Raw genomic sequence first — 26,422 nt, forward strand, 5'->3', positions numbered from 1 at the left:
AAACGGATGCCTGCAAAGAGCTGTTTATTACGTTATTATCCTTCCTAAATGTTTCCAGATTCCGCGCGTATTTTTGTAAAGTATCTTTTGAAAGAGGAATGAAAATATTAGTTGTTGAGGACGAAAAGGGACTGGCGGAAAGTATTACGGATTACCTTTCCCGCGAGGGCTTCGTGTGCGAGGTGGCCAACACATTCTGGCAGGCCGACGAGAAGATCAGCTTGTACCAGTACGACTGCACGATCGTAGACCTGACGCTGCCCGACGGCACCGGTTTCGACATTATCAAAACATTGAAAAAGATCGCAGCAGCAACGGGTATTATCATTATATCGGCCCGTAATACATTGGAGGACAAGCTTAAAGGGCTCGAAATCGGCTCGGACGATTACATGACCAAGCCGTTTCACCTCTCGGAGCTGAATGCGCGGGTGAAGTCGCTGATACGCCGGCGGAATTTCGGCGGGAACAATGATATGACCTGGAAAGATATTCGCGTAAACCTGCCTCAGCGGAAGGTATTTATCCGGGACGCCGAGACAACATTATCCAAAAAGGAATACGATCTGCTGCTCTATTTTCTGTCCAATATCGATGTGGCGCTTACGAAGGAATCCATCGCCGAGCACCTTTGGGGCGATAACATGGATTCGGCCGATTCGCTGGATATGGTGTATTCGCATATCAAAAATCTCCGCAGGAAAATCGTTGAGAAAGGCGGAAAAGATTACATTCAGTCGATTTACGGGATAGGCTACAAATTTACGGCACCTTGAAACTACTCGAAAAAGCCAGCCGCATTTACCTCATGGCGTCGCTGCTGATCTACGCGGCGGTGGGGATCGCCTTTTTCTGGATCATCAAATTCATGATCTACGACGAGGTGGAAAGCAGGCTGATGGTCGAAAAGCAGGATTTCGAGGCGTACGTACGCAGCAACGACACCTGGTCCAACAATTCCTATTTTGTCGAGAACAAGATCGAGGTGGTGCCGATTTTCGGGAAGTTCAAGAATGAGGTCGCATTTACCGACACGCTGATCAGCAACCGCTATGACGAAACCGCCGACCCGTTCCGGCAGCTTACTTTTTATACATTGATCGGCGGCTCGCCCTATCGCGTGGCGATCAGGAAATCGATGATCGAATCCTACAAGCTGATCGAAGCCATTTCTGCGGCGATGATCGCGTTTTTGGGATTGCTGTTCGTGAGTACGCTCATCTTCCACCGCGTGCTGTCGGGCAAGCTCTGGAAGCCTTTTTACGACTCGCTGGCGCGGATTAAGGATTTTGACTGGACGAAAAACAAACCCCTGGAAACAGTCCGCAGCGAGATCACGGAGTTCAACGAGCTGGGCGACGTGATGGAAAAGATGGCTTCCAAAATGCAGCATGATTACCGCAGCCTGCGCGAATTCACGGAAAATGCCTCTCACGAGATCCAGACGCCGCTGGCGCTCATCAATGCGCGGGTAGAGCAGTTTATCCAGTCGAAAGATTTGGGCGAAAACCATACTTACTGGATCGAGGAAATTTACCATGCCGCCCGGCGTATGTCGCGGCTGAACCAGGGACTTTTATTGCTGGCGAAAATTGAAAATCAGCAGTTTACCGAACAGGAGGAGCTCGATCTTTCGGAAGTGGCATTGAACAAGCTGAAAGATTTCGAAGATATTCTGCAGCATAAGGACATTCGCCTTACCGTGCAATCGACGGGCAGTTTCAGGAAGGTTATGTCGCCGGCATTGGCGGAAATCCTGCTGACGAACCTGATCAACAATGCGATCCGGCACAACTACAATGGCGGCGAGCTCCGGCTGGAATCGGGGCCGGACTTTGTGCAGGTGAGCAATACGGGCAACCCGCTGAAAAGCGATCCCGAGCGGCTTTTTGAGCGATTCAAAAAAGAATCCACCGGCGCGGAATCGCTGGGTTTGGGGCTGGCGATCGTGAAGCAGATTTGTGATAACTGCGATTTACAGATTTCGTACCAGTACCACGAGCCTGTTCACTCCATTCGCATTACCTAGCCACTTTCTGTAACTCGGCTTCCAAGGTTTTGTTGTTCGGGAACTCCTGGGGAATCCACCGGTTGACGATCTTGCCGGAGCCATCCAGCACCAGGAACGGATACCGGATATCAATGCCGTATTTCTCTTTCAAAACCTCGATATTCTCGTCCGAAGCCCATAAATGCTTCGCAGTCGGGCGTGCCTTCACATATTGTTTCCACGTAGAAAGCGGAATGCCGGAAGCGACCGAAACGTATACGAACGTCACTTTGTCCGCATATTTGTCTTCCAAAACCTTCAACCCCGGCTCGTGCTGGCCGATGCTGAATGAAAATACCATGCACACGGGCTTGCCTTGCAGGGAAGAAACGGCCACTGCGGCGCTGTCGGGGCTAAGCAACGTCACGTCGGCAATGGCCGCGCCGGGTTGCAGCGATTCCTTCGTCTGGATCAGTTTGGCAATATAGTCCGTGTAGGGCGACTGCGGAAAGGTGGCCTTGTAATCCGCGAGCAGCGTTTTGGCGGTTTCCACGTTCGGGATGGCCGTGGCGGCGTAATTGAGCCAATAGGTGGCGAGGTATTCCTTCTGTTTCGGATAGGCGGCGAGTTTTTCCTTGCTGAATGCGTATACATCCTGCAACGCCTGGGGACTTATTTCGTAGCGGGTTTCGGATTCGAGAGGAAATTTACGGGTCGACGGGATGAGTGCCCAGTTGCGGAGCTCGTCGCGGTAGGCCTGGCTGAGCAACGCGTCGTCGGGCTGGATTTTGAAATCGGTTAATGTAAAATCTTCCAGTTCTTTCCGCTGGGCGGCGTCGAGTTTGGCAACTCGGTTCCGGCGCATGATTTTTTCCTGGATCAGCTGGCGGGTGATCGACGGCTCAGTAGCCGTCGTAGCGAGGACATAAGCTTCGAATGCAGGTACGACGGGATTGGCCATTTTGAATTTATCGAATGCATCGAGCCGCACTTTTTTGAGGCTGTCGCTCTGCTGTACCACGCTTTTGTTGTCGATTTGAGAAGGCTTGTAGCCGAAAACAGGCAGGTACTGGTACTGGTTTTCGAGAAAATAGTTTTTCAGAAAGGTCTGGTAACCGGCATTCTTACCGGCGAAAGTCACATCAGCATTTTCCCCGACATTGATCGTCAGGTCGTCGCCGGGTTGCAGGAACAGCATCCACGTTTTATTCACACCGCCGCCGCTGTACTGCAGGCGCATCATTTTGGGTTCGCTGAGCTGGATCACCGCTTTTTCGGAAGTTTTCTCGGAAAATGCCACGGAAGCTACCGCATCCAACCGGGTATCGGCAAGGCCGGTGCCCAGATTGGGGTGAAAATGTACATCTTCCAGCACGAGTGTAACCGTCACCGGAACCTGTTTGGGCGCTGTGAGCGTGATATTGGCGGTATTTTGCGCATACGAAGCAAGGCTTGCAGCCAGGCAGAATAGTGTGAGAATGAGAATGTTGATATGTTTCATCGGTTCGAAAGGGAAAACAGTTTTTACCAAAGCAGGTGGGTGTAAAAATTGTGCCAATATACGTAACTCGTGCCGGTATCGCTGCCGGCAGCTTAGCCAGCGTAGGCCGGGGGCACATTAATGCAGTTTTTCAAAGCATTAATAGGTCAACTACCGTAAATTCGCTTCCTGATATTTCACTATTCCCATGACCCGCGTTTCACCATTGCAGTTCAATGCGCTCCGTGCCCGTTTCGAGGGGGAGTTGTATTTTGATAATTCCACGCTACACACCGCGCAGCGGGCAGTTTACGCCACCGACGCATCCGTTTACCAGGAAATGCCGCTGGCTGTTGCATTGCCGAGAACGACGGAAGATATCCGGGCGCTTATCGAATTTGCCCACACAAACAAGGTGACGCTCATTCCCCGTGCGGCGGGGACCTCCCTGGCCGGGCAAGTGGTGGGTAAGGGTGTCGTCGTGGATATTTCGAAGCATTTCAGCCGGATCGTTGAAGTAAATGCGGCTGAAAAATGGGTGCGCGTGCAGCCGGGCGTGATCCGCGACGATCTGAACAAACACCTGGCGCAATACGGCCTGCTGTTCGGGCCGGAAACGTCGACGGCGAGCCGTGCGATGATCGGCGGGATGATCGGTAACAACTCGTGCGGGCTGCATTCCATTACCTGGGGCGCCACGCGTGATCATCTGCTGGAAGTGAAAGTATTGCTTTCTGATGGCTCCGAGGCTGTTTTCAACGAGCAGACCATTGCAGATTTCACCCAATCGGTTCGGGAGAAGCAGGTTAAAGGCCAGCGCCAGCAATCGATCCTGGCCGGGATGTTCGGCCTCATATCCAATCCGATTGACCAGGATTTAATTAAAAAACAATTCCCCAAACCGACAGTGACCCGCCGTAACTCCGGCTACGCGCTGGATGCATTGGTGCGGAACTTTGAAAAGGGTAATATCAATCTCTGTAACCTCATTGCCGGCTCCGAAGGTACATTATGCTTTGTGACGGAGGCAAAAATTGCGCTGGTAGATGCGCCCCCGGCAGCCGTAGGCGTCGTATGCGTACATACGAACTCGCTTGCGGAAGCATTGCACGCCAACCGCGTGGCGATGCAGTATGCGCCCAAAGCCTCCGAGCTGGTGGACAAGTACATTATGGATTTCACCAAAAACCATAATGTATATTCTCAAAACCGCTTTTTCATGCAGGGTGACCCCGCCGCCATGCTCATGGTCGAGTTCTGGGGCATCGCGAAAGAAGAAGTGGAGCAACAGGCATCCGCATTGATCGCTCAGTTGCAGGCTGAAAACCTGGGCTACGCTTATCCGCTCTTGTTTGGCGACGATGCCAACAAGGCCTGGGAGATTCGCAAGGCGGGCCTGGGCCTGATCCGCAACCTGCCCGGTGATACGCAACCTGTAAACCTGATCGAAGACTGTGCGGTTGCTGTCGAAGACTTGCCGGCATATATCGATGAATTGGAGATTTTGCTTGAAAAGCATGGCCTGCACGCCTCGTACTATGCCCATGCGGGCGCAGGCGAGCTGCATGTGGAGCCGATGATCAACCTCAAAACGAGCGCGGGTAAGCAGCAATTCCGCGACGTGCTGGCCGATACGGCGGCGCTCGTCAAGAAATATAATGGCGCATTGTCGGGTGAGCACGGCGACGGACGGCTGCGCGGGGAGTTCATTCCGTTCATGATGGGTGATGAAGTGTACGAAATGTTCCGGCAGGTAAAGCGCATCTGGGACCCGGAAGGCGTTTTCAATGCCAACAAAATCGTAGACACGCCGCCGATGAACGAGTTTTTGCGCTACGAGCAGGATAAGCCTAATCCGCAAATCAACACCATATTTGACTTTTCGCGGCAGGAAGGCATCTTGCGTCTTGCTGAAAAGTGCAGTGGTTCAGGCGATTGTCGTAAAACCGAACTCACGGGCGGAACCATGTGCCCCAGCTACATGGCTACCCGCAGCGAACGCGACACGACCCGCGCACGGGCCAATATGCTGCGCCAGTACCTGACTCCCGCCACTGCGCCTGCTACCAGCCAGGAAATGGTGAAAGAAGTGCTCGATCTGTGCCTTTCCTGTAAAGGCTGCAAATCAGAATGCCCTTCGAGTGTGGATATTGGTAAAATGAAGGCTGAATTTACCCAACAGTACTACGATACGCACGGCGTGCCGATGCGCAGTAAGCTTATCGCGAACTTTTCGAGCCAAATGAAACTGGCCTCTGTGGCGCCCTGGGCATTCAATGGTATATTCGGGACGCCCGCGTTGCGGAAAATCGCCAACAAAATGGTGGGTTTCCATCCGGAACGTTCCATGCCGAAGCTGGATAGCGTGACGCTGAAAACCTGGTGGGAGAAGCACCAGCGCAGTAAATCGGTGGCTGCCCACGCGCGGAAGGTGTATTTGTTCTGCGATGAGTTTACCAATTATAATGATGCGGAAGTAGGTCAGAAAGCCGTTTTACTGCTCGAAAAGCTGGGTTATGCGGTCATCATTCCAGAGCACGTCGAGTCCGGGCGATCCTATTTGTCCAAAGGTTTTGTGAAGGAAGCGCAGAAGCTGGCCATCCGGAATGTAGATTTGCTAAAAGATAAAATCACTTATGATACGCCGCTGATCGGTATCGAACCGTCCGCCATCCTTTCTTTCCGGGATGAATATGTGGACCTGGTTGGGGAAACCGAGCGCCCGAACGCGCAGAAAATTGCGGAAAATGCACTCTTGTTTGAAGAATTCATCGCCCGCGAAATCGATGCGAAACGCATTCATAAAAGTGCATTTGTGGCTAAAAATCAGCTCATCAAACTGCACGGGCATTGCCATCAAAAGGCGCTTTCTACGTTGACGGCCTCTAAAAAAGCATTGCAGCTGCCTGAAAATTATCAGGTTCAGCTGATCCCGTCAGGATGCTGCGGTATGGCCGGATCATTCGGTTATGAAGAAGAGCATTTCGAGGTCTCGATGCGAATCGGGGAGCTGGTGCTGTTTCCAACTGTCCGGCAGCAGCCGGAGGATGTGATCATCGCGGCTGCCGGGACGAGCTGTCGCCATCAGATCAAGGATGGCACCGGGCGCAAAGCCATGCACCCGGTCGAAATTTTATACGATGCGTTGATCAAATAACGGCTATTGAGTGCCGCGGACGCTTTCATTAACGGTATCCGCACGTAACGTGGTACCTGATGTATCGGAAGCAATGGTGTCGGCCGGTGCAGCGTGATCGGCCGGGTTATCCGCCCGCCCCGCATTGCTGTCGTGATTGAAGAAGCCGCCGAGCCAGGCGATCAGCGAAAGGGCGATTCCTATGCCTAGAATCCACTTCCACACGTTTTTTACGTTCTTGGTGGCTCTTGCTTCCTTATCTGTTTCTTGCCTGTTCATGGGTTTATTGATTTAGTTTGAAATAAGCCCTACCATTTCCATACCAGCCCCATTTGAAAGCATTCCGAACGATTTATATGATATTGTGTTGATAAAATTTCCCCAAACTAAGTCCTGAAATAAAAATGTAATAAATCGGGGACGTTTCGTGTTACCTTAGCTGGAAATTTCGTTTCACGTACTAGTTCTTCTCACAAACCAGCCATATTCATGAAAATTAGCCATCGTTTCATTGTCCCCCTTTTTGCACTTTTCTTATTTGTACAGGTCGACGGCAAGGCACAAAACGATAACCGGAGCTTTTTCTCGGTCACTGCCGGATACAGTTTGCCGGTAGGGGAACTGGCAAGAGAAAAATTGAACGACCCGTTTGCAGGCCTCACCGGGTCAGGCTATTACGGACAGATTAACTATGATTTTCGTATAGCACGCTGGTTTGGATTGAAATTATCCGGCAGCATGAACCAGAACACCACGCGCCCGCAGCCCATTGTGGACATCGCCGACCGGCGTGTGGAAGAAATAAAAGGGTTTATCAACGAAACGACGGCGCACACCTGGGATACGAGTGTTTCGCGGTGGAAATTCAATGCGCTCATGGTCGGTCCGGCTATTTTCCTCAATTTCGGAAGGGTACAGCTGGAAGGGCATGTGCAGGGCGGTTATGTAAAAGTAACGTCGCCCACGGTGGATATGACGGGCAGATTTGAATCCGGCGAAAACCAGATCCTCGTGCATTTGAGCCCCGCTTCCACCAGCGGCTTCGGCGTTGGGGCGGGCGCCAGTCTGCGGCTGCCTATTGCCGGTCCATTGTATTTCCACCTTTCCGGCGACTTCCTTGCTACCGAGGCTGAGCTGAAAAATGTCGCCGTGAATGTACGCGTCGGCAATTATCCGGAGGTAGGTATTCCTATTAATGAAAAACGTTTTGTAGGCGTGGCCAATATCGGGGCCGGACTGGGTATTTCGTTTTAAATCAGATATTTATTGCCAAAGAAAACGGGCCGGATGCCGCACGCATCTGGCCCGTTTTGCTTTTTAGTAATAATCCAATGGCATTATTTGGCAAACCAAAGCTTCATTTTCATGTCATTCTTGCCTCCCTGGGCGGTGAGCGCCGCTGAAAAATTATCGAAGTTCAGCGATTCCTCCGAGCCGGGGTATGGCAGCCGCGTTGGAATGACATTTCCATTGGTATTCAACACAGGGGGGACGAGCGCCGGAATGCCCGTGCGACGGAATTCCGTCCAGGCCTCCACACCCTGACCGAACAATGCGATCCATTTCTGCTCCATAATCTGGGTGAAACCGTCAGCACCGGGTTTCAATGCATTGGCCGTCAGGTATGCCTCGGGCACCGTCAGTTTGTACTGGGCAAATGATGCCGTGATACCGTCCGAGTAGTTTTTCGCCGCAGTACCGGCTGCCGCAATGCCTTTGTAGGCAAACTCCGCTTTCAGGAAAAGCAGCTCGGCGTAGCTCATGATCACGCCCGGAGCCGTTGCCGAGACGAAGTAGTCACCCACTTTCGAGGTTTTCGACAAGCCCAGTGCATTCGCGTCGGACGATGACAGGCCGTTGGGCACACCCTTGAAATCGCCTCCGTCGGCCGGTTTGTTGGCATATACCGCCAGGCGGCCGTCGTTCAATGCGGCGAGCTTGTTCACCAATGTTGCACTTACGCGGTGGTCATCGCGGGTTTTGCGGTTTTGGTTAACCGGGTTGTTGTTGTTGGTCGCATCGAGGTAGTTGAGCTGAATATTGTCGGCAATGGCTTCCATCACGGGATACTTGGCCGGGTCGCTCAGGATGCGGGTCACCTCTGCTTTCACGTCGATGGGCGCGTCGGCTTTGTCGATCATACGCGCGAGGACGCGGAGGCTGAGCGAGTTGGCGAACTTCTTCCATTTGGTGAGATTGCCATTGAACAGGATATCGCCTGCGATCGCCTTGTTCTTGTCGTTCACGTCGATGAGGTCGCTGGCGGTTTTCAGCTCGGCGACCAGCGCGGCGTACACATTCTTCTGCGCATCGTATTTAGGTAACAGCTTATCTTCCAGCCCCTGCAACGCATCAGTGTAGGGGATGTCCCCGTAAATGTCGGTCAGCAGCAGGAATACCCACGAGCGCATGATCGCCGCTACGGCTTTGTAGTTGGTATTGCCCGATTCTTCCGAAATTTTCTGAATGCGCTGATAGTCAGCCAATGCCTCGATGTAGAGCGTCTGCCAGCCTGTGGTGTACACGTCGGCCGACACGGTGTACTGGTCGATGTCCGTGTACTGAATGCGCGCCCAATGCTGCGAGAAACCGTCGCCGATATCCTGGCCGATCGAACCGCCCCAGTACAAGTCCACGGCGCTCTGGATGCCGTGGGGCAGGAAGAGGTCCGCAGTCCCGGTAGCGGCGCTGTTGTTGTTGGTATTGACTTCGTCGAAATCACCCGTGCAGGCCGACAGGCACACGATGGATGCCGCCAGCAATGTTTTGGATTTAAAAGAACGTATGATGCTTTTCATGCTTGAAATCAGTTAGGATAATGGCTTACAGGTTGAAGCTGATGTTGAAACCAACCGTTCTGGTGGTCGGGATCTGGCCGTTTTCGATGCCTTGGAGGTTACCGTCGTTGTAATAGCTCGTTTCAGGATCGATATGCGGCAGGTTGCTTTTCAGGAGCGCCAGGTTGCGGCCTACCACCGACACGGCGATGTCGCGGAACGGCAGTTTTTTGAATACCTGGCCCGAAAGCACGTACGTCAGCTTCACTTCGCGGAGTTTCACATAGCTGGCGTCGAAAATGGTGTTTTCGTTGTTGGTCAGCAGGTAGTATTTGTGGTGGTATTCCTCGGAGCTGATACGTTTGTCGTTCGGCACATATTCCGGTGATGCGGCGGTGCCTTTGTTCACCACGCCCTGGCCGATGATGCCGTCTTCGCGTCCCAAGGTAGTTTCGGCCAAAACGCCGGTGTAGCGACCGATGTTAATGGATTGCGAGAAAATGTCGCCGCCGTGTTTCACGTCGATCAATGTGCTCAGCGAGAGGTTTTTGTAACGGAATGTGTTCGAGAAGCCACCGATCCAGTCGGGTGTGAAGTTACCCAAAACACGGCTCGTCGGGTCGAGTACCGGGTAGCCCTGCGCATCGTACACGATCTGGCCGTCCGGGGCACGCTGGAAGCCTTTTCCGAAGAATGTGCCGTAAGGCTGGCCCACGCGTGCTTCCACCGACAATCCGCGGAAGCTGTTTGTCGATGTCGTCTGGGTCAATGGATTGTAGCTTGTATTCAACTGATAGGTAGTCAGGTTGTTAGCCAGCGAAACGACCTTGTTCTTGTTGCGCGCCCAGTTCAGGCCCACTTCCCATTCGAATTTCTCCGTTTTGACGGGAGAAGCTGTCAGCTGGATTTCAATGCCCTGGTTTTCGATCTTACCTGCATTCAGGAGTTTGGACAAATAGCCTGTCGCATTGGAAATGTTTACGTCCAGGATCTGGTTTGACGATACCTTTTTGTAATAGGTAATGTCCAATCCGATGCGGTTTTGCCACAAACGGATGTCCGTTCCGATTTCGTAGGACGAGGTCAGCTCGGGTTTCAGGTTCGCATTCAGCAATGCATTGTTTTCCGAAAGGCTCGGCGTACTGCCCCACGGGTTTTCGTATTTATAGGTACTTGCGAGGCGATAGGGATCCGTATCATTACCCACACGCGCCCAGCCCGCACGCAGCTTGGCGAAAGACAGTACCGACGATTTTACATCGAAAATATCGGTGATAATCGCGCTTACCGCCGCCGACGGGTAGAAATATGAGCGGTTATCGCTCGGGAGGGAGCTCGACCAGTCGTTGCGGGCCGTCAAATCCACGAACAAATAGTTGCGAAAGCCGAGGTTAGCGGCGGCATAAAGGCTGTTTACCGTTTTGCGGATGAAGCTGTTCTCGGTCACCGGGCGCTGGCGCGAGTTGCCCATGTTGTACACGCGCGGGATCGCGAGCTCGGTTGCGCCCATGTAGTTGCGCTGCGCGTAGTTGCTGCGGTGGTTGCCGCCAATGTTCGCGGTAATGTCGAATTCGCCGAATTTATGCGTCGCATTCAGGAGGAAATCCGAATTGGATTCGCGGACGAAGATTTGCTCTTCATTATAAGCATCGTACAATGCCGATGCGCCGATCTTAGCCTGGCGTGCCGCGCTCTTGGTTTTGCGGCGGTCTTCGTAAAAATCCGTTCCGGTACGGGCCGTGAGGCTCAGCCAATCCGTGAATTTGTACGTAGCCGACATGTTACCGTACAGTCTGTCGCGTTCGTTGGCGCGGGTGCTCTCGTTGAGCATATAATAGGGGTTTGTCCAGTAGTTGTCGTTCCAGTTGTACTGGTAAATGCTGCCCGGTTTTTTGTAGTTTTTCAATTTATCCATATCCACCTGGCGCCCAAACCAGATGAAGTACAGCCCGAAGTTGTTGCGGTTATCGCTGCCGTCTTTGACGTAATTGCCGGTAGCGCGGATGCTCAGTTTTTTGGACAAATTCCAGCCGGCGTTCAACGATACCGTCCGGCGTTCGTAGTCGGTATTGGGCAAAATACCGGTCTGGTCGAGGTTGGTGAAAGAGAGACGGAAATCGCCTTTGTCGTTCGCGCCGGTGATCGCCACGTTGTTGGTCAATGTGCGGCCGGTTTCGAAGAATTTATCGACATTATCAGGATGTGCGATCCAGGGCGTAGGCGTGCGGGTACCGTCGGCGGCGATGGGCGAATCGAACTGCGGGAGCAGGCGGCCGTCCAGTTTCGGGCCCCAGCTTTCATCCACACCGTCGTTCACACCGGCACCGGTGCCGTCCACGTACGAGAAAAGCCCTTTCGCGCCTTGCCCGTATTCATTTTGCCACTTAGGCAGGCGGAACGGCGATTCGAATGCGGTATTTGAATTAAATGAAACGCCGATACCTTTCGTGCCCTTGCCGCTTTTGGTCGTGATCAGCACCACACCGTTCGCGCCGCGCGAGCCGTACAATGCCGCCGCGCTGGGCCCCTTCAATACGTTGATGGATTCCACGTCGTCGGGGTTGATGGACGCCGCCGCATTGCCATAGTCGATACCCGTTCCCGAGCCGAAGTTGCTGTTATCCACCGGTACACCGTCCACGACGAACAGCGGCTGGTTATTGCTGCCGATGGAGCTCGCGCCGCGGATGATCATCCGGGACGACGAACCCGGCGCGCCATTGGAATTGGTCACCTGCACACCTGCGAGGCGTCCCGAAAGCGAATTGACCAGGTTGGTTTCGCGCGCCTGAGTGAGCGTTTTGCCGCTTACTTCCTGCACCGAATAGCCCAGGGCCTTCTTTTCACGGGCGATACCGAGCGCCGTCACGACGATCTCGTTGAATTGCGTCGCGTCGTTTTCGAGTGTAATGTCGAAGGTGGTTTTGGACCCTACCGGCAATTCCAGGGTTTTGTAGCCGATAAAGGAAACGACGAGGGTTGCATTGGCCGGCGCACTGAGGGTGAAGTCGCCGTTCGCGTCCGTGGTGCTGCCACGGCTTGTGCCCTTGATGAGGATGCTGGCACCCGGGAGATTCCCGTCGGCCGATTGCACTTTACCTTTAATTGTCAGGTCTTGTGCAAAACCTGTTCCCGCAAGGAACAGCAAGAGCAATAAGAAGCCTAATGTAAAGACTTTCTTCATAAGTGATTAAGTAATGGAGTGAAACAGTTAGGTGATCCTTCAAAACAGAATAATCTTCTATTTTTAATTAATTTCAAAAAATATCTGATTGAGTAAAAATGTTTTAATAAAATATTCTCCGACAAAAGTGATTTTGTTTAAAATATTATATTTAAAAACGAGATGTTTATATGACGTGACAGGCGGGCGAACCGGGCGCCGTCAGGAGGTCGCATTCAGGCATTTACCGAATTAGGAGAGGCCGGGTTGGATTTAGGCTTATTATTGAAATCAAGCGGCGTTTGAATTGCTATATTTGCATTCTGTTCAAAAGCGGGCGGCGCAGGCTCCCGCATTCGCATATTTCGAATATAGCTTTAAATGAAGGTTCTTAAATTTGGCGGCACCTCTGTCGGATCGGTCGACAGCATCAAAACAGTAATCAGTATCCTCGAAGAAAACCTCACGAACGGCGAGCGTATCGCGGTGGTTTTTTCAGCCATGGGCGGTGTCACGAACAGGCTCATCGAGATCGGGAAAATGGCGGCTGCCGGCAATACGGAATATGTGGAGTTTTTGAAGGGCGTGGAGGAGCGGCACTTTGCCGTCGTCCGCGGGCTGATACCGGTGAAGAACCAAAGCAGTACATTTGCCGCCGTTAGGGGCCTTTTCAATGAACTGGAAGACATTCTGCGCGGCGTCTCCTGGATCAGGGAGCTGTCCGAACGCACGCTCGACCTCATTATGAGCTTCGGTGAGCGGCTTTCGACGATGGTGATCACGGAAATCCTCAAAAGCAAAGGCGTGTCCGCCGAGTTCTGCGACGCGCGCCAGATCATCCGCACCAATGCCACTTACGGCATGGGCGACGTCAACTTTGAAACGACTAATCATTTAATATTGGAGCATTTCGCGAAGAGCACGGCATTGCAATGCATTACCGGCTTCATCGCATCCACCGCCGAGGGCGTAACGACCACGCTTGGTCGCGGCGGCTCCGATTACACGGCATCCATTTTGGGCGCGGCGCTCGAAGCCGATTCCATCGAAATATGGACGGACGTGGACGGCATGATGACCGCCGACCCGCGCAAGGTGGCGAATGCATTTACGATCCCGTCGATTTCCTACGCAGAGGCGATGGAGCTCTCGCATTTCGGTGCGAAAGTGATTTACCCGCCAAGCTTGCAGCCTGCATTTGCGAAGAATATTACATTAAAGGTCCTTAATACATTCAACACCGCTTTCGAAGGGACTTATGTCCAGAAATCCGCTAACGGTAAGGAATATGTGATAACAGGTATTTCGTCTATCGACGAGATCGCGCTCGTGAATATCCAGGGCAGCGGGATGATCGGTGTGGCCGGTATTTCGGGGCGTTTGTTCACCGCGCTTTCGAACAATGCGATCAGCGTGATCCTCATTTCACAGGCATCTTCGGAGCATTCGATCTGTTTCTCGATCGACCCGAAGAATGCGCAGAAGGCGATCGATGTGCTGGAAAAGGAATTTGCGACGGAGATCGGCCTGGGGCATATCGATGGAATTTCGGTGGAGAAGAACCTGTCGATTGTCGCTATTGTGGGCGAGGGAATGAAGAAGAATACCGGTATTTCGGGCAAGCTGTTTTCGGCTTTGGGTAAAAACGGTATCAATGTGGTGGCTACCGCGCAGGGTTCTTCGGAGCTGAATATTTCGGTGGTAATCTCCAAAAGTGACCTTTCCAAAGCATTGAATGCCATTCACGGGGTGTTTTTCCAATCGGAAACACGCTCGCTGAACCTGTTTATCGTTGGGGTAGGGCTCATTGGCGGCACGCTGATCGAGCAGATCCGCAACCAGACGCAGTATTTGCGCGAGGAAAAGCTGCTGAACCTGAATATCGCCGGTTTGTCCAACACCAAAAAAATGCTCCTCGACCCGGACGGTATCAAACCCGAAAACTGGCGCGACCGCGTCATGGACGAGGGTGTGAAAACGAGCCTGCCGGCATTCGTGCAGCGCATGATCGAGCTCAACCTGCCCAACAGCGTATTTGTGGATTGTACCTCGGACAAGGACATTGTACAATACTACCACATGCTGCTGGATGCCAGCATTAGCGTGGTTACCCCCAATAAAGTGGCCAACTCGGGCAGCTATTCGGAATACATTGCATTGCAGCGCACAGCCTTGCAGCGCGGTGTGAAGTTCCTGTACGAAACCAATGTAGGGGCTGGTTTGCCGATCATCAATACCATCCAGGGCCTGATGGCGAGCGGTGACAAGTTTTTGAAAATCGAGGCGATCCTGTCGGGAACGCTATCGTATATATTTAACAATTTCGGCGGCGATAACCGCTTTGTGGACGTGGTGAAAGAAGCCAAAGCCAAAGGCTTCACCGAACCCGACCCGCGCGACGACCTCAGCGGCGCGGATGTGGGACGTAAAATCCTTATCCTTTCGCGGGAAGTAGGCGTGGCATTGGAGCCGGAAGAGGTGAAAATCTCTCAAATCCTGCCCGGCAACTGCCTCAATGCGCCGACGGTGGACGCATTCTTCGAAGAGTTGGAGATTTCCAACGCATTCTTCGCCGATATGCAATCCGCCGCCGAAGCCAAAGGCGAAAAGCTTCGCTACATCGCGACGCTCGAAAACGGCAAGGCGACGATCGAGCTGAAAACCGTCGACGCCTCGCACCCGTTTTACACGCTTTCGGGCAGCGACAACATCGTGTCCTTCACGACGGAACGTTACAAAGACCGCCCGCTGGTGATCAAAGGCCCGGGCGCCGGTGCGGAAGTAACAGCCTCCGGCGTGTTTGCGGATATCATGAGCATTAGTAGCTATTTGGGATAGAAAACAACCATTTACAGTGAATTCAGTAAGAGCTTTTGCGCCGGCGACAGTCGCTAATGTGTCGTGTGGGTTTGATATTTTCGGGTTTGCCATTCAGGAGCCGGGAGATACGGTCGAGTTGTACAAACGGGACGAGCCGGGGATTGTCATTACCGATATCACGGGCGATGAAGGAAGGTTACCGCGCCAGGCGGAAAAGAATTCGGTGACGGTGGTAATGCTGGCCTTGCTGAAACACCTGGGCATTACGGACCTGGGCTGCGAAGTGGTTTTACGCAAAAATATGCCTTTGGGTAGCGGAATGGGGTCCAGCGCCGCGAGCGCGGTGGCCGGTGTGGTGGCGATGAACGAGTTGCTCGGCAACCCGCTAAGCCGGAAAGAGTTGCTGCCTTTCGCGATGGAAGGTGAGCGCATTGCTTCCGGTTCGGCACATGCAGATAATGTGGGGCCGTCGCTTTTGGGCGGTTTTGTCGTGATCCGCAGCTATAACCCCCTGGATATTTTCACGATCCCCGTTCCGGATGACCTGTATTGTACATTGGTGCATCCTGATATTGAGATCAATACGAAAGACGCGCGTTTCATCCTCCGCAACGAAGTTTCCCTGAAAAACACCATTGCCCAAATGGGTAATGTAGCCGGTTTGGTAGCGGGTTTGATGAAGGCCGACTACGACCTCATCAGCCGCTCGATGGTGGATGTGATCATCGAACCTGTGCGTTCCATCCTTATCCCCGAATTTAAGGAAGTAAAACAGGCCGCTATTTCGAACGGCGCGCTGGGATGCAGCATTTCGGGGGCCGGGCCGTCGATGTTTGCGCTGAGCAGGGGCATAGAGAATGCGCAGAATGCAGGGAAGGCAATGCAGGAGCGCTTTGCGGGCGCGGGTATCGAATCGGCCGTGCATGTGTCGGGTATCAACCAGGGCGGAGCGGTTATTTTGTAGTTTTTGTAAACAGATGAAGCGTTTTCGGCATTCCATTGAACTTTCAGGTAAGGCTGCAACGTTAATTTTGACAGGTAATAAAACATTAGAAAAATGGTTACGGTAAGCGATACAGCCAAAAACAAAATTGTAGAACTCCGCAAGGCCGACGGTTTTGACGACGACTATCAGATTCGCGTGGGCGTGCTGGGCGGCGGTTGTTCGGGTTTGACATACAACCTCGAATTCAACTCCGATTCGAAGCCGAATGATATGGTTTTTGAAGATAAGGGTGTGAAGATTATCGTAGACAAGAAAAGCCTCCTGTACCTGGCCGGAACGACGCTCGATTTCAGCGACGGGCTCAATGGAAAGGGCTTTCAGTTCATCAATCCGAACGCGACACGTACCTGCGGTTGCGGCGAAAGCTTCGCGGTATAATTAAATTATTAAAATATTTTATTTTGAAAAAACGCGCTCCGAAACCCGGAGCGCGTTTTTTTTATCGTTTTGAATGGGTTTATTTTGAACCGTCTTTAACACACCACATTCAGGAACGCTTAAATCCAATTGAATGAAACCAACTCTTTTGATTTTGGCTGCCGGCATCGGTAGCAGATACGGAGGTATCAAGCAGCTCGACCAGTTCGGTCCCAATGGAGAAACCATCATCGATTATTCTTTATACGACGCCATTCGCGCAGGTTTTGGAAAAGTAGTTTTTATCGTTCGCCAGGAGATCAAGGAAACCGCCGAGGCCGTTTTTACCCCCAAACTGCAAGGCAAGATCGACTTCGACTTCGCGATCCAGGGCATTCAATCCTATGTGCCGGAAGACCTCGGCGCCGTGGAGCGCACCAAACCCTGGGGGACAGGCCACGCTACGCTTTGTGCCTGGGAGCAGACCGACACGCCATTTGCGGTGATCAATGCGGACGATTTCTACGGTCGCGATGCATTCGAAACGATGGCCAAATTCCTGCAAACCGACACCAACGACAAGCAGCACGCGATGATCGGCTACGAGCTGAAACGTACGCTGTCGGAAAACGGCACCGTATCCCGCGGCGTGTGCGTGGAGCGCCCCGATCATAACCTCGACTCCGTGGTAGAACGCACCAAAATATTCGAAGAAAACGGCACGATCTATTTCGAAGAAGGCGAAACCCGCACCGAGCTTGCGCCCGAAACGCCGGTATCGATGAACTTCTGGGGCTTCAAACCATCGATGTTCCCCATTACCAGAGACCTTTTCGAAAAATACGCCCGCGAGAATATCAATACGCCCAAAGCCGAATTCTACATCCCGACCGTGATGACCCACATCATCAAAGGCGGCCTCGGAGACTGCCGTGTGTTCCGCATTGCATCGGACTGGTTCGGCGTTACCTATCCCGAGGACAAGCCGTCGGTACAAGCATCGCTGAATGCATTGCATGAAGCGGGCGTTTATCCAGGCAAGTTGTGGGATTAACGAACAAAAAGGCGTTCATGAACCACTCGTGAGCGCCTTTTACATTACCACCTAAACCTTCTCAAATTTACTTGTCTTGTTCGTCTGCGACAGTTTTGTAATGTTTTCTCATAGTGTGTGAATGGATATGCAGGGCTTCATTGGACACTTCAATTTGAAAATCAATCTCCTGAAACGAAAAACGGATGTCCGATCGGCTGGAAACGAATGATTATCCGGCAATAAAAAATGCTCCCCGGAAAATCCGGGAAGCATTCTGCACTTCTAAGCCTCCACTACTATTTTTTGATGAGAACGCGGTGTGAGGTTTGCGTACCATCTTTCCGGTTGATCATCAAAATATAAGTTCCTGGTGTCAGGTGTTTTACATCGAGTTCCGTTTGCGGTCTGGTCGACGTCAATGCTGTCGAGCCGTTCGATGAAATCAGTTGCAACGACTTGATTTGATCTGCATTGTCTGTTTTTATGAACAGCCTTTCGGATACTGGGTTGGGGTATACGGAGATAATGTCTCGGTATTCCGGCGTTTTATCCAGGATTTTGGCTGTTTCTACTTCTTCCCCAACGAGCTCCGGCACACTGCCTACCGGGACATAAAGAAGATATTCCGGAACATACCGCCATGGGCTGTACACTTGTCCGGTTAGGGCTGTCGCAAGTTCATATTTGATCCTCACACGAACGCGCGTCGCCGACCATTGCTTATTGATCAGATTTTTCATCTCCGAGCCAGACAAGGACATGTAGGAAGCCTGGGCTCCATCGGATGCGGTACTGTTAGTCATTGGGGCATTTTGGGGCTTGGTAAAAGCTGTACCGTGTTGCGCCCAGCTCCAAAGTAAGCGGCCGTTGTTTCTTCCCAGGAAGGATGTTGGATAAAGACTCACGCCAGCGTTATTTTGGCTTGTCTGAGACGCCGTCATAACGGTAGTGAGATTTGTGTTGTACAAACGAATGTTGTTACGCTTGTTTTTGCCGGTAGCCCCATCGTTGCCGAAGTACGCCCATGTAACCCCACCATTCGTAATACCGCTTTGATCGTAACCTGGAATGCCCACAAGAATGTCACCGTAGCCATCGCCATTCAAATCTCCCGCACCGGAAACGGATTCTCCCATATGAGATTCAACTTGTGCCCCCGTTGTCGAAAAGGCTGCTGAGGTGACAATGCCACCCGGAGATCCATGGAATACCCAAACCCCTCCGCCATTAGCCGAAAGACCATCATATTGAGGTGCACCCACCACTACATCATCGTATCCATCACCATTCACGTCGGTAAAACCGCCCACAGACTTACCGAATGATGCATTAGATTGATTGGCATCCAACAGTGTTTTGTTCCCTATACTGCAACCGCCGTTGGAGCCATAGAATACGCTGGCGACACCCTCATCACTTTGCCCATTGTCATGTTTGGGCGCTCCGACAATCACGTCGCCGTAGCCGTCACCATTTACATCGCCGGCGCCCGACACCGAGGTTCCAAATTCAGCGTCTGCCTGATCAAGGCTGAGAGAATTACTCCATGGTGTGTTCGATGGTATACCTGCGATATTGCCATACCAGATAAAGGCAGCTCCCTCTTTGTTTTTGCCGATATTAGCCTGGCTGGCGCCCGCAATAATGTCGTTGAATCCGTCTCCATTTACGTCACCGGCATTGTCCAGGCTGTTACCCATTTTTGCTCCGGCAATACCGGAATAAACGATCGTTCCCGGCGATATCACTCCATTTGCGGATCCCAGGTACACGAACACTGCACCGCATTGACTGATGGCAGGATTGGATTTGCTGGCGAAAGGAGCACCCACAATCACGTCATCGTACCCGTCACGATTAATGTCGCCGGCATCTGAGACACTGATTCCGAAACCTTGGTTAGCGGCATACAGGGTCTTGGAGGGTGCTGATGCAATCCCTTGCGGTCCGCCTAGTATAATATACGCAGCCCCTACATTCACACCGTTTTGTGCACCGCTTGCTCCAATAATTACGTCGTCGTAGCCATCCCCATTCGTGTCACCTGCTCCCGAGACAGAGCATCCCAAATGGGCGTTAATTTCGTTGGAAGGAAAGCTGATATTTCCCACCGTTCCGGTCGCCGCGTCGCCATAGCTAATGAATGCAGCCCCTTCCCCGACTTGTCCCTGATCAAAATTTGGGGCGCCAACTATCATATCTTCAAGCCCATCTCCATTAATATCTCCTGCGTTACTTACTGATGAACCCGCCAGAGAACCGGAGACGGATGAATAGCCAGCTGCTTTCGGTAACGGACCAATATTTCCAGGTTTTCCATGATAAATATAGACTTGCCCTTCATCATTCTGACCGTGGTCATAAGTATAGCATCCAATGATTATGTCGCTGTATCCGTCACCGTTGACATCGCCGGCACCAGCCACTGCACTTCCGAGCCAGCCGTCCCCCTGGTTGCTTTCGATCTTTGAAACCGGGGTTGCATTGAGTCCAAGTGAGGAACCCTGATAAATGAAAACAGCTCCTTCGTGGTTCTGCCCATTACTAAAAAATCTAGAACCGACGAGTATATCCCCGTATCCGTCGCCATTAACATCTCCTGCCGATGCGATAGACCAGCCGAATTGAGCTTCCAATTGCTCTCCTTCAATAATTTTATGTGGGTTGGGATTAATTCCGTTCTGGCCGCCGAGGTGGACATACACCGCGCCTTCATTGGAAAGTCCATTGTCAAACATATATGCTCCAATTGCGATGTCTGCGTATCCATCCCCGTTCACGTCACCTGCAGTGGAAACTACGTGGCCCAGGCGTGCATCAGGCTGGTTGATCTGGATTTTCAATGGCTGGCTTGCGATTACAGGTGTCGAATTGATCGAGCCGAGATAGACAAATGCGGCCCCTTCGTATAATTCGCCTTCGGTGTAAAGTCTGGCCCCTATGATAATGTCACTTGCTCCGTCTGCGTTAACGTCGCCTGCACCGGCAACCGCGTAACCGAACATCGCTCCTGACTGGATATTGTCAAGGATTTCAGTTTTTGCAAGATTTGGGCCGCCGTTACCGCCGTAGTATAAGAATGCAACACCTTCGTTCAATTGATCTTTGTCATACATATGTGCGCCTACCAGGAAATCGCTGTACCCATCCGCATTCACATCGCCGGCCAATGCTACCGAAACGCCAAATCCGGCATCTGCCTGATCGGGTTGCAGGATTGTAAAATTACCTGGGTTGATCCCGATCGGCGCGTTTACCGGATCAACCGGGCCGCCATAATATAGAAAGGCAGCGCCCTCATTGTTCTGACCATCTTCCCAGTACGGTGATCCGACAATCACGTCGCTGTAACCATCCTTGTTTACGTCTCCCGCGCTCGCCACGGAGTAGCCCATTTGCGCCAGCGCCTGGTTTCGGTTGAGTCTTTGACCGTTCAGGCCAAGACCATTTGCAGACCCGGGGAAAACATAGGCGACACCTGCGTCCACACCATTCCAGTCGTATAGAGGTGCGCCAACGATCACGTCACTGTAACCGTCCTTATTCACGTCGCCTGCGCTCGACACCGAAAAGCCCAACCAGGCATTACTATGATCCAGTTCAATGGTTTTATCGGCGTCATTGGGATTGCCATTTGCCAGAATCGGGTCAATGGTCACGGGATATGCAGCGCCGTCCACTGCTACGTTAATTTCCACATGATCATTCACATAGGCCAGTGTGGCATCGAGTGGCTTTTTGTTGGCATCCCAGCAATGCAAATCGCTGTATACCAAAAAGTTTTCAACTTTGCCATTTGTGTCTTCATGATAGAAGCGGATTTCGTTCCGGGCGCCGTTTTGTGCCTTCAAGCCTTTTGCCGAAAGCCTTACCTGCAAGTTTCGCGTGTCTTCCGGTGCATTGCTGACGATAAAGTTCTGACGAACGCCGTCTTCGGTATTGATAAACTCTTCGGTAAAACCGTCGTGATCGATCTCCAACTTATTTTCCTTATTCGAAGGTTCAGCGTCGGTTCGGGCGGAAAGGATCTTTTTGCCGTCGGCATAAATACCGTCATTCACCAGATGCAGTTTAAAGTTGTGACCCGCGGAATCCACCCGGTTCTGAACTGTCAGTTGGCCCGGCTTGTAGTATGCCCGCAGGTTCTGCTTTCTGTTAGGACTTTGAAGGGTTTGGGTCGCCTCGTCGTAGGAAATGTGATATTCCTGTTTGGCGATTTGTTCCTTAATGCGCTCAATGGCCGATTGCGGTACACCCGGAATCTCTTCTTTGACAGCGATTTCTTTGCTGCCCGGATGATTCCGCCAAAGGTCGGTGGTGAGATAACCCGCGGAACCGACCGCCAGGGCCATAGCTGCGATGAGCATGGACTTGTAAGTGTGTTTCATTTTGTGCTATGTTTTGGTAATTAATAGGATTTGGCAACTGCCGTATCAAATTTTACCCTTACCATTCTCCTGCAAAGAATCCGTTTAGCCAGTCGGTTATGGCAATGATTCTAAGGTAAAAGCGACCTGCCATTAATCAGCAGGCCGCTTCGCTCGTTGCATATCATCGTTTGACGATCACTTTCCTGCTGCTGGTCGAGCCGTCCCGGTTGGTGATGACCAGCAAATACGCACCGGTTTTCAGATCGCTTACATCTACTTCGCCTACTGCTTTCGGATAGCTCCGAAGAATCCGGCCGGCGGCATTCACCAGGTATATGGACTCCAATTGACCTGGATCAGGGATTTTAATGAATAATCTGTCAGCAACCGGATTGGGATATGCAACGAATGCCGACGCGCCATCTTCAAGCTGTGAAACCGGCCGTTGCGCATCGGACGTATTTTCAGTAACTTCTTCCGGCACGGGTGCATTATTAAAGCCAGCCAACTGGGACTGAACGTACCGCCAGGGGCCATATACCTGCCCTGTGATCGCGAGTGCGGGCGCGTACCGGGCACGCACGCGTAACTTCGTCGTAAGGCCGGCTTTGTCGACCAGGTTGCCCAGGAGCGTCGCGGCGCCGGTCGTATTGCTGAAAGAGGGCGTTGCACCGGTAAACTGGGTACTGGTGGTGATTGGATTGTTCGCAGTTTTCGAGAAGGGCATGCCCTGACCTCTGGTTTCCCAAACTAATTTGCCCTTGTTCCGGCCAATAAATGATTTTGCGAAAAGACCTGCTACAAAGTTAGGCTGATTGAATTGGCTGTGGCTGAGAGGGCTAACCAGATTGCTGTTCAAAAGCCGCACGCTGTTTCGCAATCCTTTGCTGTTATTTCCATAATAAACGAATGTGCTCCCGGTCTTCTTCTGGCCGTTTGGATAACCGCTTGCACCGATAATCACATCGCTGTATCCGTCGCCATTAATGTCCCCGGCTGTTGCGGCGTCGCTTCCCAGCCTCGCTTCGTTGATGTCGGATTGAATGCTGAATGCGGCGGCCGGTTTGATGCCCGTAGAAGAACCGTGAAAGACAAACGCCGATCCCTCGTGCTGTTGGCCATCCGTGAAGTTGGCCGTGCTGGCGATGATGTCGCTGTATCCATCACCATTTACATCACCGGCAGTTTGTGCATTCTCACCGAAATAGGCATCGATTTTATTAATTTCCAGTATTTCAAACGGGGTGGCGTTTGTGATGCCGCCCGACGCTCCGTAGTGAATGTAAATGATGCCCTCGTTGCTTTCCCCCTTATCGTAGTCCGGGGCGGAAACGAGTACGTCGGCATATCCGTCGCCGTTGATGTCCCCTGCACCGGCAACAGACCTGCCCATGAGCGCGTTGGTCTGGTTGCTTTGGAATTTCACAGCCGCATTGGTAGATGTCCCCGCAGCCGAGCCGTGAAAAATGAATGCAGCTCCTTCGTCAGTTTGCCCCTCATCGTACCAGTCGGCACCTACGATCACGTCGGCATATCCGTCACCGTTAACATCACCGGCGGATGCCACACAGCCGCCAAATCGCGCGTCGGGCTGGTTGAGTATTTGCAGGATGGTCGGGTTGCCGGTCAGGCCATTTGCCGACCCTTTGTACACATAAGCTGAATTGACACCGTCCGCGCCAACGATGACATCCGCATAACCGTCGCGGTTTACATCACCGGCGCAAGCCACGGAGCCGCCCATATAACTGTCCGCAAAATTTCTTTCGAAATGAATCGCGGCCTGCGTAGACAAACCGGCAGCCGAGCCATGGTAGATGAACACCGCCCCTTCGTAAGCCTGCCCATTGGCATAGGTATCCGCGCCCACGATGACGTCGGCATATCCATCGCCATTCACATCGCCGGCCCCCGCGACCGCCGCGCCAAATCGAGCGCCCGCCTTGTTTTCTTGCAGGATCACAGCTGTATTGGTATTAAGCCCGGCAGCGGAACCATAGTAGAGGAAAGCCAGCCCTTCGTCGACCTGCCCCATATCATAGTAGTTCGCGCCTACAATCACGTCATCGTAGCCGTCGCCATTCACATCCCCTGCCGATGCGACCGCGCAGCCGAGCTGACCGAATGCTTCACTACCCAGGATTTGTGTGAAGCCTGCTGTGCCGACACCCGTTGGGCCTCCGTGATACACGAGGACCAGTCCCTCATCGGCCTGTCCATTATCGAATGCGTAAGCTCCGACGATAATGTCACTATGTCCATCGCCATTCACATCACCCGCACTGGCCACCGAGCTGCCTAGCCAGGCGTCACTCTGGTCGCTCTCGATCGTTGCTGCCGGCGTCGAAAGCAATCCGTTTGCTGAACCATGGTGGATAAACGCAGCGCCTTCGTTGTTTTGCCCCTTGTCAAAATACCGGGCCCCTACAACCAGGTCGCTGTAACCGTCGCCATTCACATCGCCGGCACAATTGACCGCCCATCCGTATTGCGCTTCCGTCTGATTGACTTCTAAGGTGCTGTTGGGAAGGTTGCCGACGCCTGCCGCTGTTCCGTGGTAGACCCAGACAGCGCCTTCATTGGCCTGACCGTTATCATACATGTAAATACCTATGGCAATGTCGGAGTACCCGTCCCCGTTTACATCCCCGGCCGACGATAGGGAGTGGCCCATCCGGGCGTCAGGCTGGTTGCTTTCGAGCACGATCGGGCTGCTGGTATCCAGGCCGTTGGCGCCTCCCTTGTAAATAAATGCGGCCCCTTCGGCGTCTTCTCCGTTATCGTAAAAGCGGGCGCCGATGAGGATATCGGAATAGCCGTCGGCGTTGATGTCCCCGGCGGGCGCGATGGCGTAGCCAAACAAGGCATCGGGCTGGTTGTATTCGAGAAATACGTTACTGCCGATTCCCGAAACTGCCCCATATACCAGCATTACGGCGCCTTCGTTATGCTGTCCGTTATCATACTCATGTGCGCCGTAGAGAATATCGCTCAGGCCGTCGGCGTTGACATCGCCTGCCGTTGCAACGGACACGCCCCAGTTAGCATCCGCCTGCTGGCCGCCGGTCAGGTTCTTGAAGGGTAGCTGGTTTGACTTAATACCATTTGCAGACCCCAGATACAGCAACACAACTCCTTCATTTGAAAACAGCGCATCGTAGTAAGGAACTCCCACCAGCACATCGCTGTACCCGTCGCCGTTGAAATCGCCTGCCGTTGCGACAGCATATCCTGCTTGTGCTCCTGCCTGATTGCCTTCCAGTGTCGCGCCCGCAAGACTTAAACCATTGGCAGTACCATTGAAGACGAACGCTGCGCCCTCGTCGGCCTGCCCATTGTCGTATTTCGGCGCGCCTACGATGATGTCGCTGTATCCATCGCCATTTACATCCCCGGCGCTGGCTACCGAGAGGCCCAGCCAGGCATTACCCTGGTTGATATCAATGACTTTGTCCGCATTGTTCGGATTGCCGTTTGACACGATGGGATCGATCGTTACCGGGTAGGTGGCGTGCTCGACATCCACGCGGATGGCAATATCGTTACCGGTCAGTTCGAGGCTTGCCAAAAGCGGTTTTTGATTGGCGTCCCAGCAATGGAGGTCGTTGTATACCAAATGATCCTCGATTTTTCCATGTTTTGAATGGCTGTAAAAGCGGATTTCATTGGCTTCGCCCTGGCGTGCTTTCAGGCCATGGGCTTGCAGACGTACCGTCAGCTCTTTGGTGCCTGAAGGTGCGGATTCTATGATGAAGTTTTGCCTTACACCATCCTCGTTATTGATAAATTCTTCTTTAAACCCGTCGTGGTGGATGCGGAGCGTGTTATCCCGCTGTTCCGTTGCGCCGGCAGAGCTGGTCTTATGAAGTAGTTCGCCATCGGCGAAAATACCTTGATGGATCAGGTCCAGGTTGAAATTATGTCCCGCGGAGTCGATACGGTTCCGAATGCTGAATTTGCCAGGTTTGTAACTTGCCCGAAGGTTATGGGCGCGGTTGGGACTTTGAAGGGTTTGCGATTGGGGGTCGTAAGAAATGTTATATTCCTGTTTGCCGAGCGTGCTTCGGATGTTACCAATCAGGTTTTCTGAAACCGGAAGCGCGTTCATGTCAGGGCTTTTTTCCGGCTTCCGGTTTTTGGCCTGGAAACCTTTGCGAATGACGGGGTATGCGCAGAATGCGATCACGGCCAGGAGAATGGATAGTCTGTGAAGTGTTTTCATTGGCTGTTTGTTTTGGGTGAAACAATGCATTGAAATGCCTGAAAACAGGCAGCCAGCAAAATGGA

14 protein-coding genes are annotated in these 26,422 nt (G+C 52.4%); 8 read left to right on the top strand and 6 right to left on the bottom strand.

All coding sequences use genetic code 11. The features are described 5' to 3' along the window. The first annotated feature begins 98 nt into the window (after positions 1 to 98). Positions 99 to 776, top strand: a complete 678-nt coding sequence (locus tag H144_RS0100565) for a response regulator transcription factor (RefSeq protein ID WP_019940073.1) — start codon at positions 99 to 101, stop codon at positions 774 to 776. Further along, positions 773 to 2,029 carry a sensor histidine kinase gene (locus H144_RS0100570; RefSeq protein WP_019940074.1) on the top strand — a complete coding sequence of 419 codons (1,257 nt, stop codon included), beginning with the start codon at positions 773 to 775 and terminating at the stop codon, positions 2,027 to 2,029. The genes H144_RS0100565 and H144_RS0100570 overlap by 4 nt, the downstream gene beginning before the upstream one ends. On the opposite strand, the gene H144_RS0100575 is transcribed toward H144_RS0100570, so the two are convergent. Further along, positions 2,022 to 3,491: a thioredoxin family protein gene (locus H144_RS0100575; protein ID WP_033402380.1), complete on the bottom strand. Its 1,470-nt coding sequence runs from the start codon at positions 3,489 to 3,491 to the stop codon at positions 2,022 to 2,024. The genes H144_RS0100570 and H144_RS0100575 overlap by 8 nt on opposite strands. A gap of 187 nt (positions 3,492 to 3,678) precedes the next feature. Between H144_RS0100575 and H144_RS0100580 the strand changes: the two genes are divergently transcribed. After that, on the top strand, positions 3,679 to 6,627 hold the full coding sequence (locus H144_RS0100580) for an FAD-binding and (Fe-S)-binding domain-containing protein (protein WP_019940076.1): 2,949 nt from the start codon (positions 3,679 to 3,681) through the stop codon (positions 6,625 to 6,627). Positions 6,628 to 6,630: 3 nt separating this feature from the next. Here the strand turns inward: H144_RS0100580 and H144_RS0100585 are convergent, their stop codons facing one another. Beyond that, positions 6,631 to 6,885 (bottom strand): hypothetical protein, encoded by a 255-nt coding sequence (locus tag H144_RS0100585; protein WP_019940077.1) that lies wholly within the window; start codon positions 6,883 to 6,885, stop codon positions 6,631 to 6,633. A gap of 210 nt (positions 6,886 to 7,095) precedes the next feature. Between H144_RS0100585 and H144_RS0100590 the strand changes: the two genes are divergently transcribed. Continuing rightward, the gene (locus tag H144_RS0100590) at positions 7,096 to 7,860 is read left to right on the top strand and encodes a hypothetical protein (RefSeq protein WP_019940078.1); all 765 of its coding nucleotides are present in this window, start codon (positions 7,096 to 7,098) and stop codon (positions 7,858 to 7,860) included. A gap of 83 nt (positions 7,861 to 7,943) precedes the next feature. Here the strand turns inward: H144_RS0100590 and H144_RS0100595 are convergent, their stop codons facing one another. Continuing rightward, on the bottom strand, positions 7,944 to 9,404 hold the full coding sequence (locus H144_RS0100595; protein WP_019940079.1) for a SusD/RagB family nutrient-binding outer membrane lipoprotein: 1,461 nt from the start codon (positions 9,402 to 9,404) through the stop codon (positions 7,944 to 7,946). 25 nt (positions 9,405 to 9,429) lie between these two features. Then, complete coding sequence (locus H144_RS0100600) at positions 9,430 to 12,567, bottom strand: SusC/RagA family TonB-linked outer membrane protein (RefSeq protein WP_019940080.1); 3,138 nt, start codon at positions 12,565 to 12,567, stop codon at positions 9,430 to 9,432. A 360-nt stretch (positions 12,568 to 12,927) separates the two neighbouring features. Here H144_RS0100600 and thrA point away from each other — a divergent pair, with 360 nt between their 5' ends. The 4 genes from thrA (at position 12,928) to H144_RS0100620 (ending at position 17,783) form a co-directional block, all read left to right on the top strand. Continuing rightward, the gene (gene thrA / locus H144_RS0100605) at positions 12,928 to 15,384 is read left to right on the top strand and encodes a bifunctional aspartate kinase/homoserine dehydrogenase I (protein WP_019940081.1); all 2,457 of its coding nucleotides are present in this window, start codon (positions 12,928 to 12,930) and stop codon (positions 15,382 to 15,384) included. Positions 15,385 to 15,400: 16 nt separating this feature from the next. Further along, positions 15,401 to 16,330, top strand: coding sequence for a homoserine kinase (locus tag H144_RS0100610; protein ID WP_026350289.1), 930 nt, complete (start codon positions 15,401 to 15,403; stop codon positions 16,328 to 16,330). 93 nt (positions 16,331 to 16,423) lie between these two features. Continuing rightward, a complete protein-coding gene (locus H144_RS0100615; protein WP_019940083.1) occupies positions 16,424 to 16,750 on the top strand; it encodes a HesB/IscA family protein in 327 nt (108 codons plus the stop codon). Positions 16,751 to 16,883: 133 nt separating this feature from the next. Next, positions 16,884 to 17,783, top strand: a complete 900-nt coding sequence (locus H144_RS0100620; RefSeq protein WP_026350290.1) for a nucleotidyltransferase family protein — start codon at positions 16,884 to 16,886, stop codon at positions 17,781 to 17,783. Positions 17,784 to 18,061: 278 nt separating this feature from the next. Here H144_RS0100620 and H144_RS0100625 read toward each other — a convergent pair whose 3' ends face one another. Then, a complete protein-coding gene (locus H144_RS0100625) occupies positions 18,062 to 22,153 on the bottom strand; it encodes an FG-GAP-like repeat-containing protein (RefSeq protein ID WP_019940085.1) in 4,092 nt (1,363 codons plus the stop codon). A gap of 163 nt (positions 22,154 to 22,316) precedes the next feature. Then, on the bottom strand, positions 22,317 to 26,357 hold the full coding sequence (locus H144_RS0100630) for an FG-GAP-like repeat-containing protein (RefSeq protein WP_019940086.1): 4,041 nt from the start codon (positions 26,355 to 26,357) through the stop codon (positions 22,317 to 22,319). Positions 26,358 to 26,422 lie beyond the last annotated feature (65 nt).

The organism is Dyadobacter beijingensis DSM 21582, from assembly GCF_000382205.1.
In the GTDB taxonomy this organism is placed as follows: domain Bacteria; phylum Bacteroidota; class Bacteroidia; order Cytophagales; family Spirosomataceae; genus Dyadobacter; species Dyadobacter beijingensis.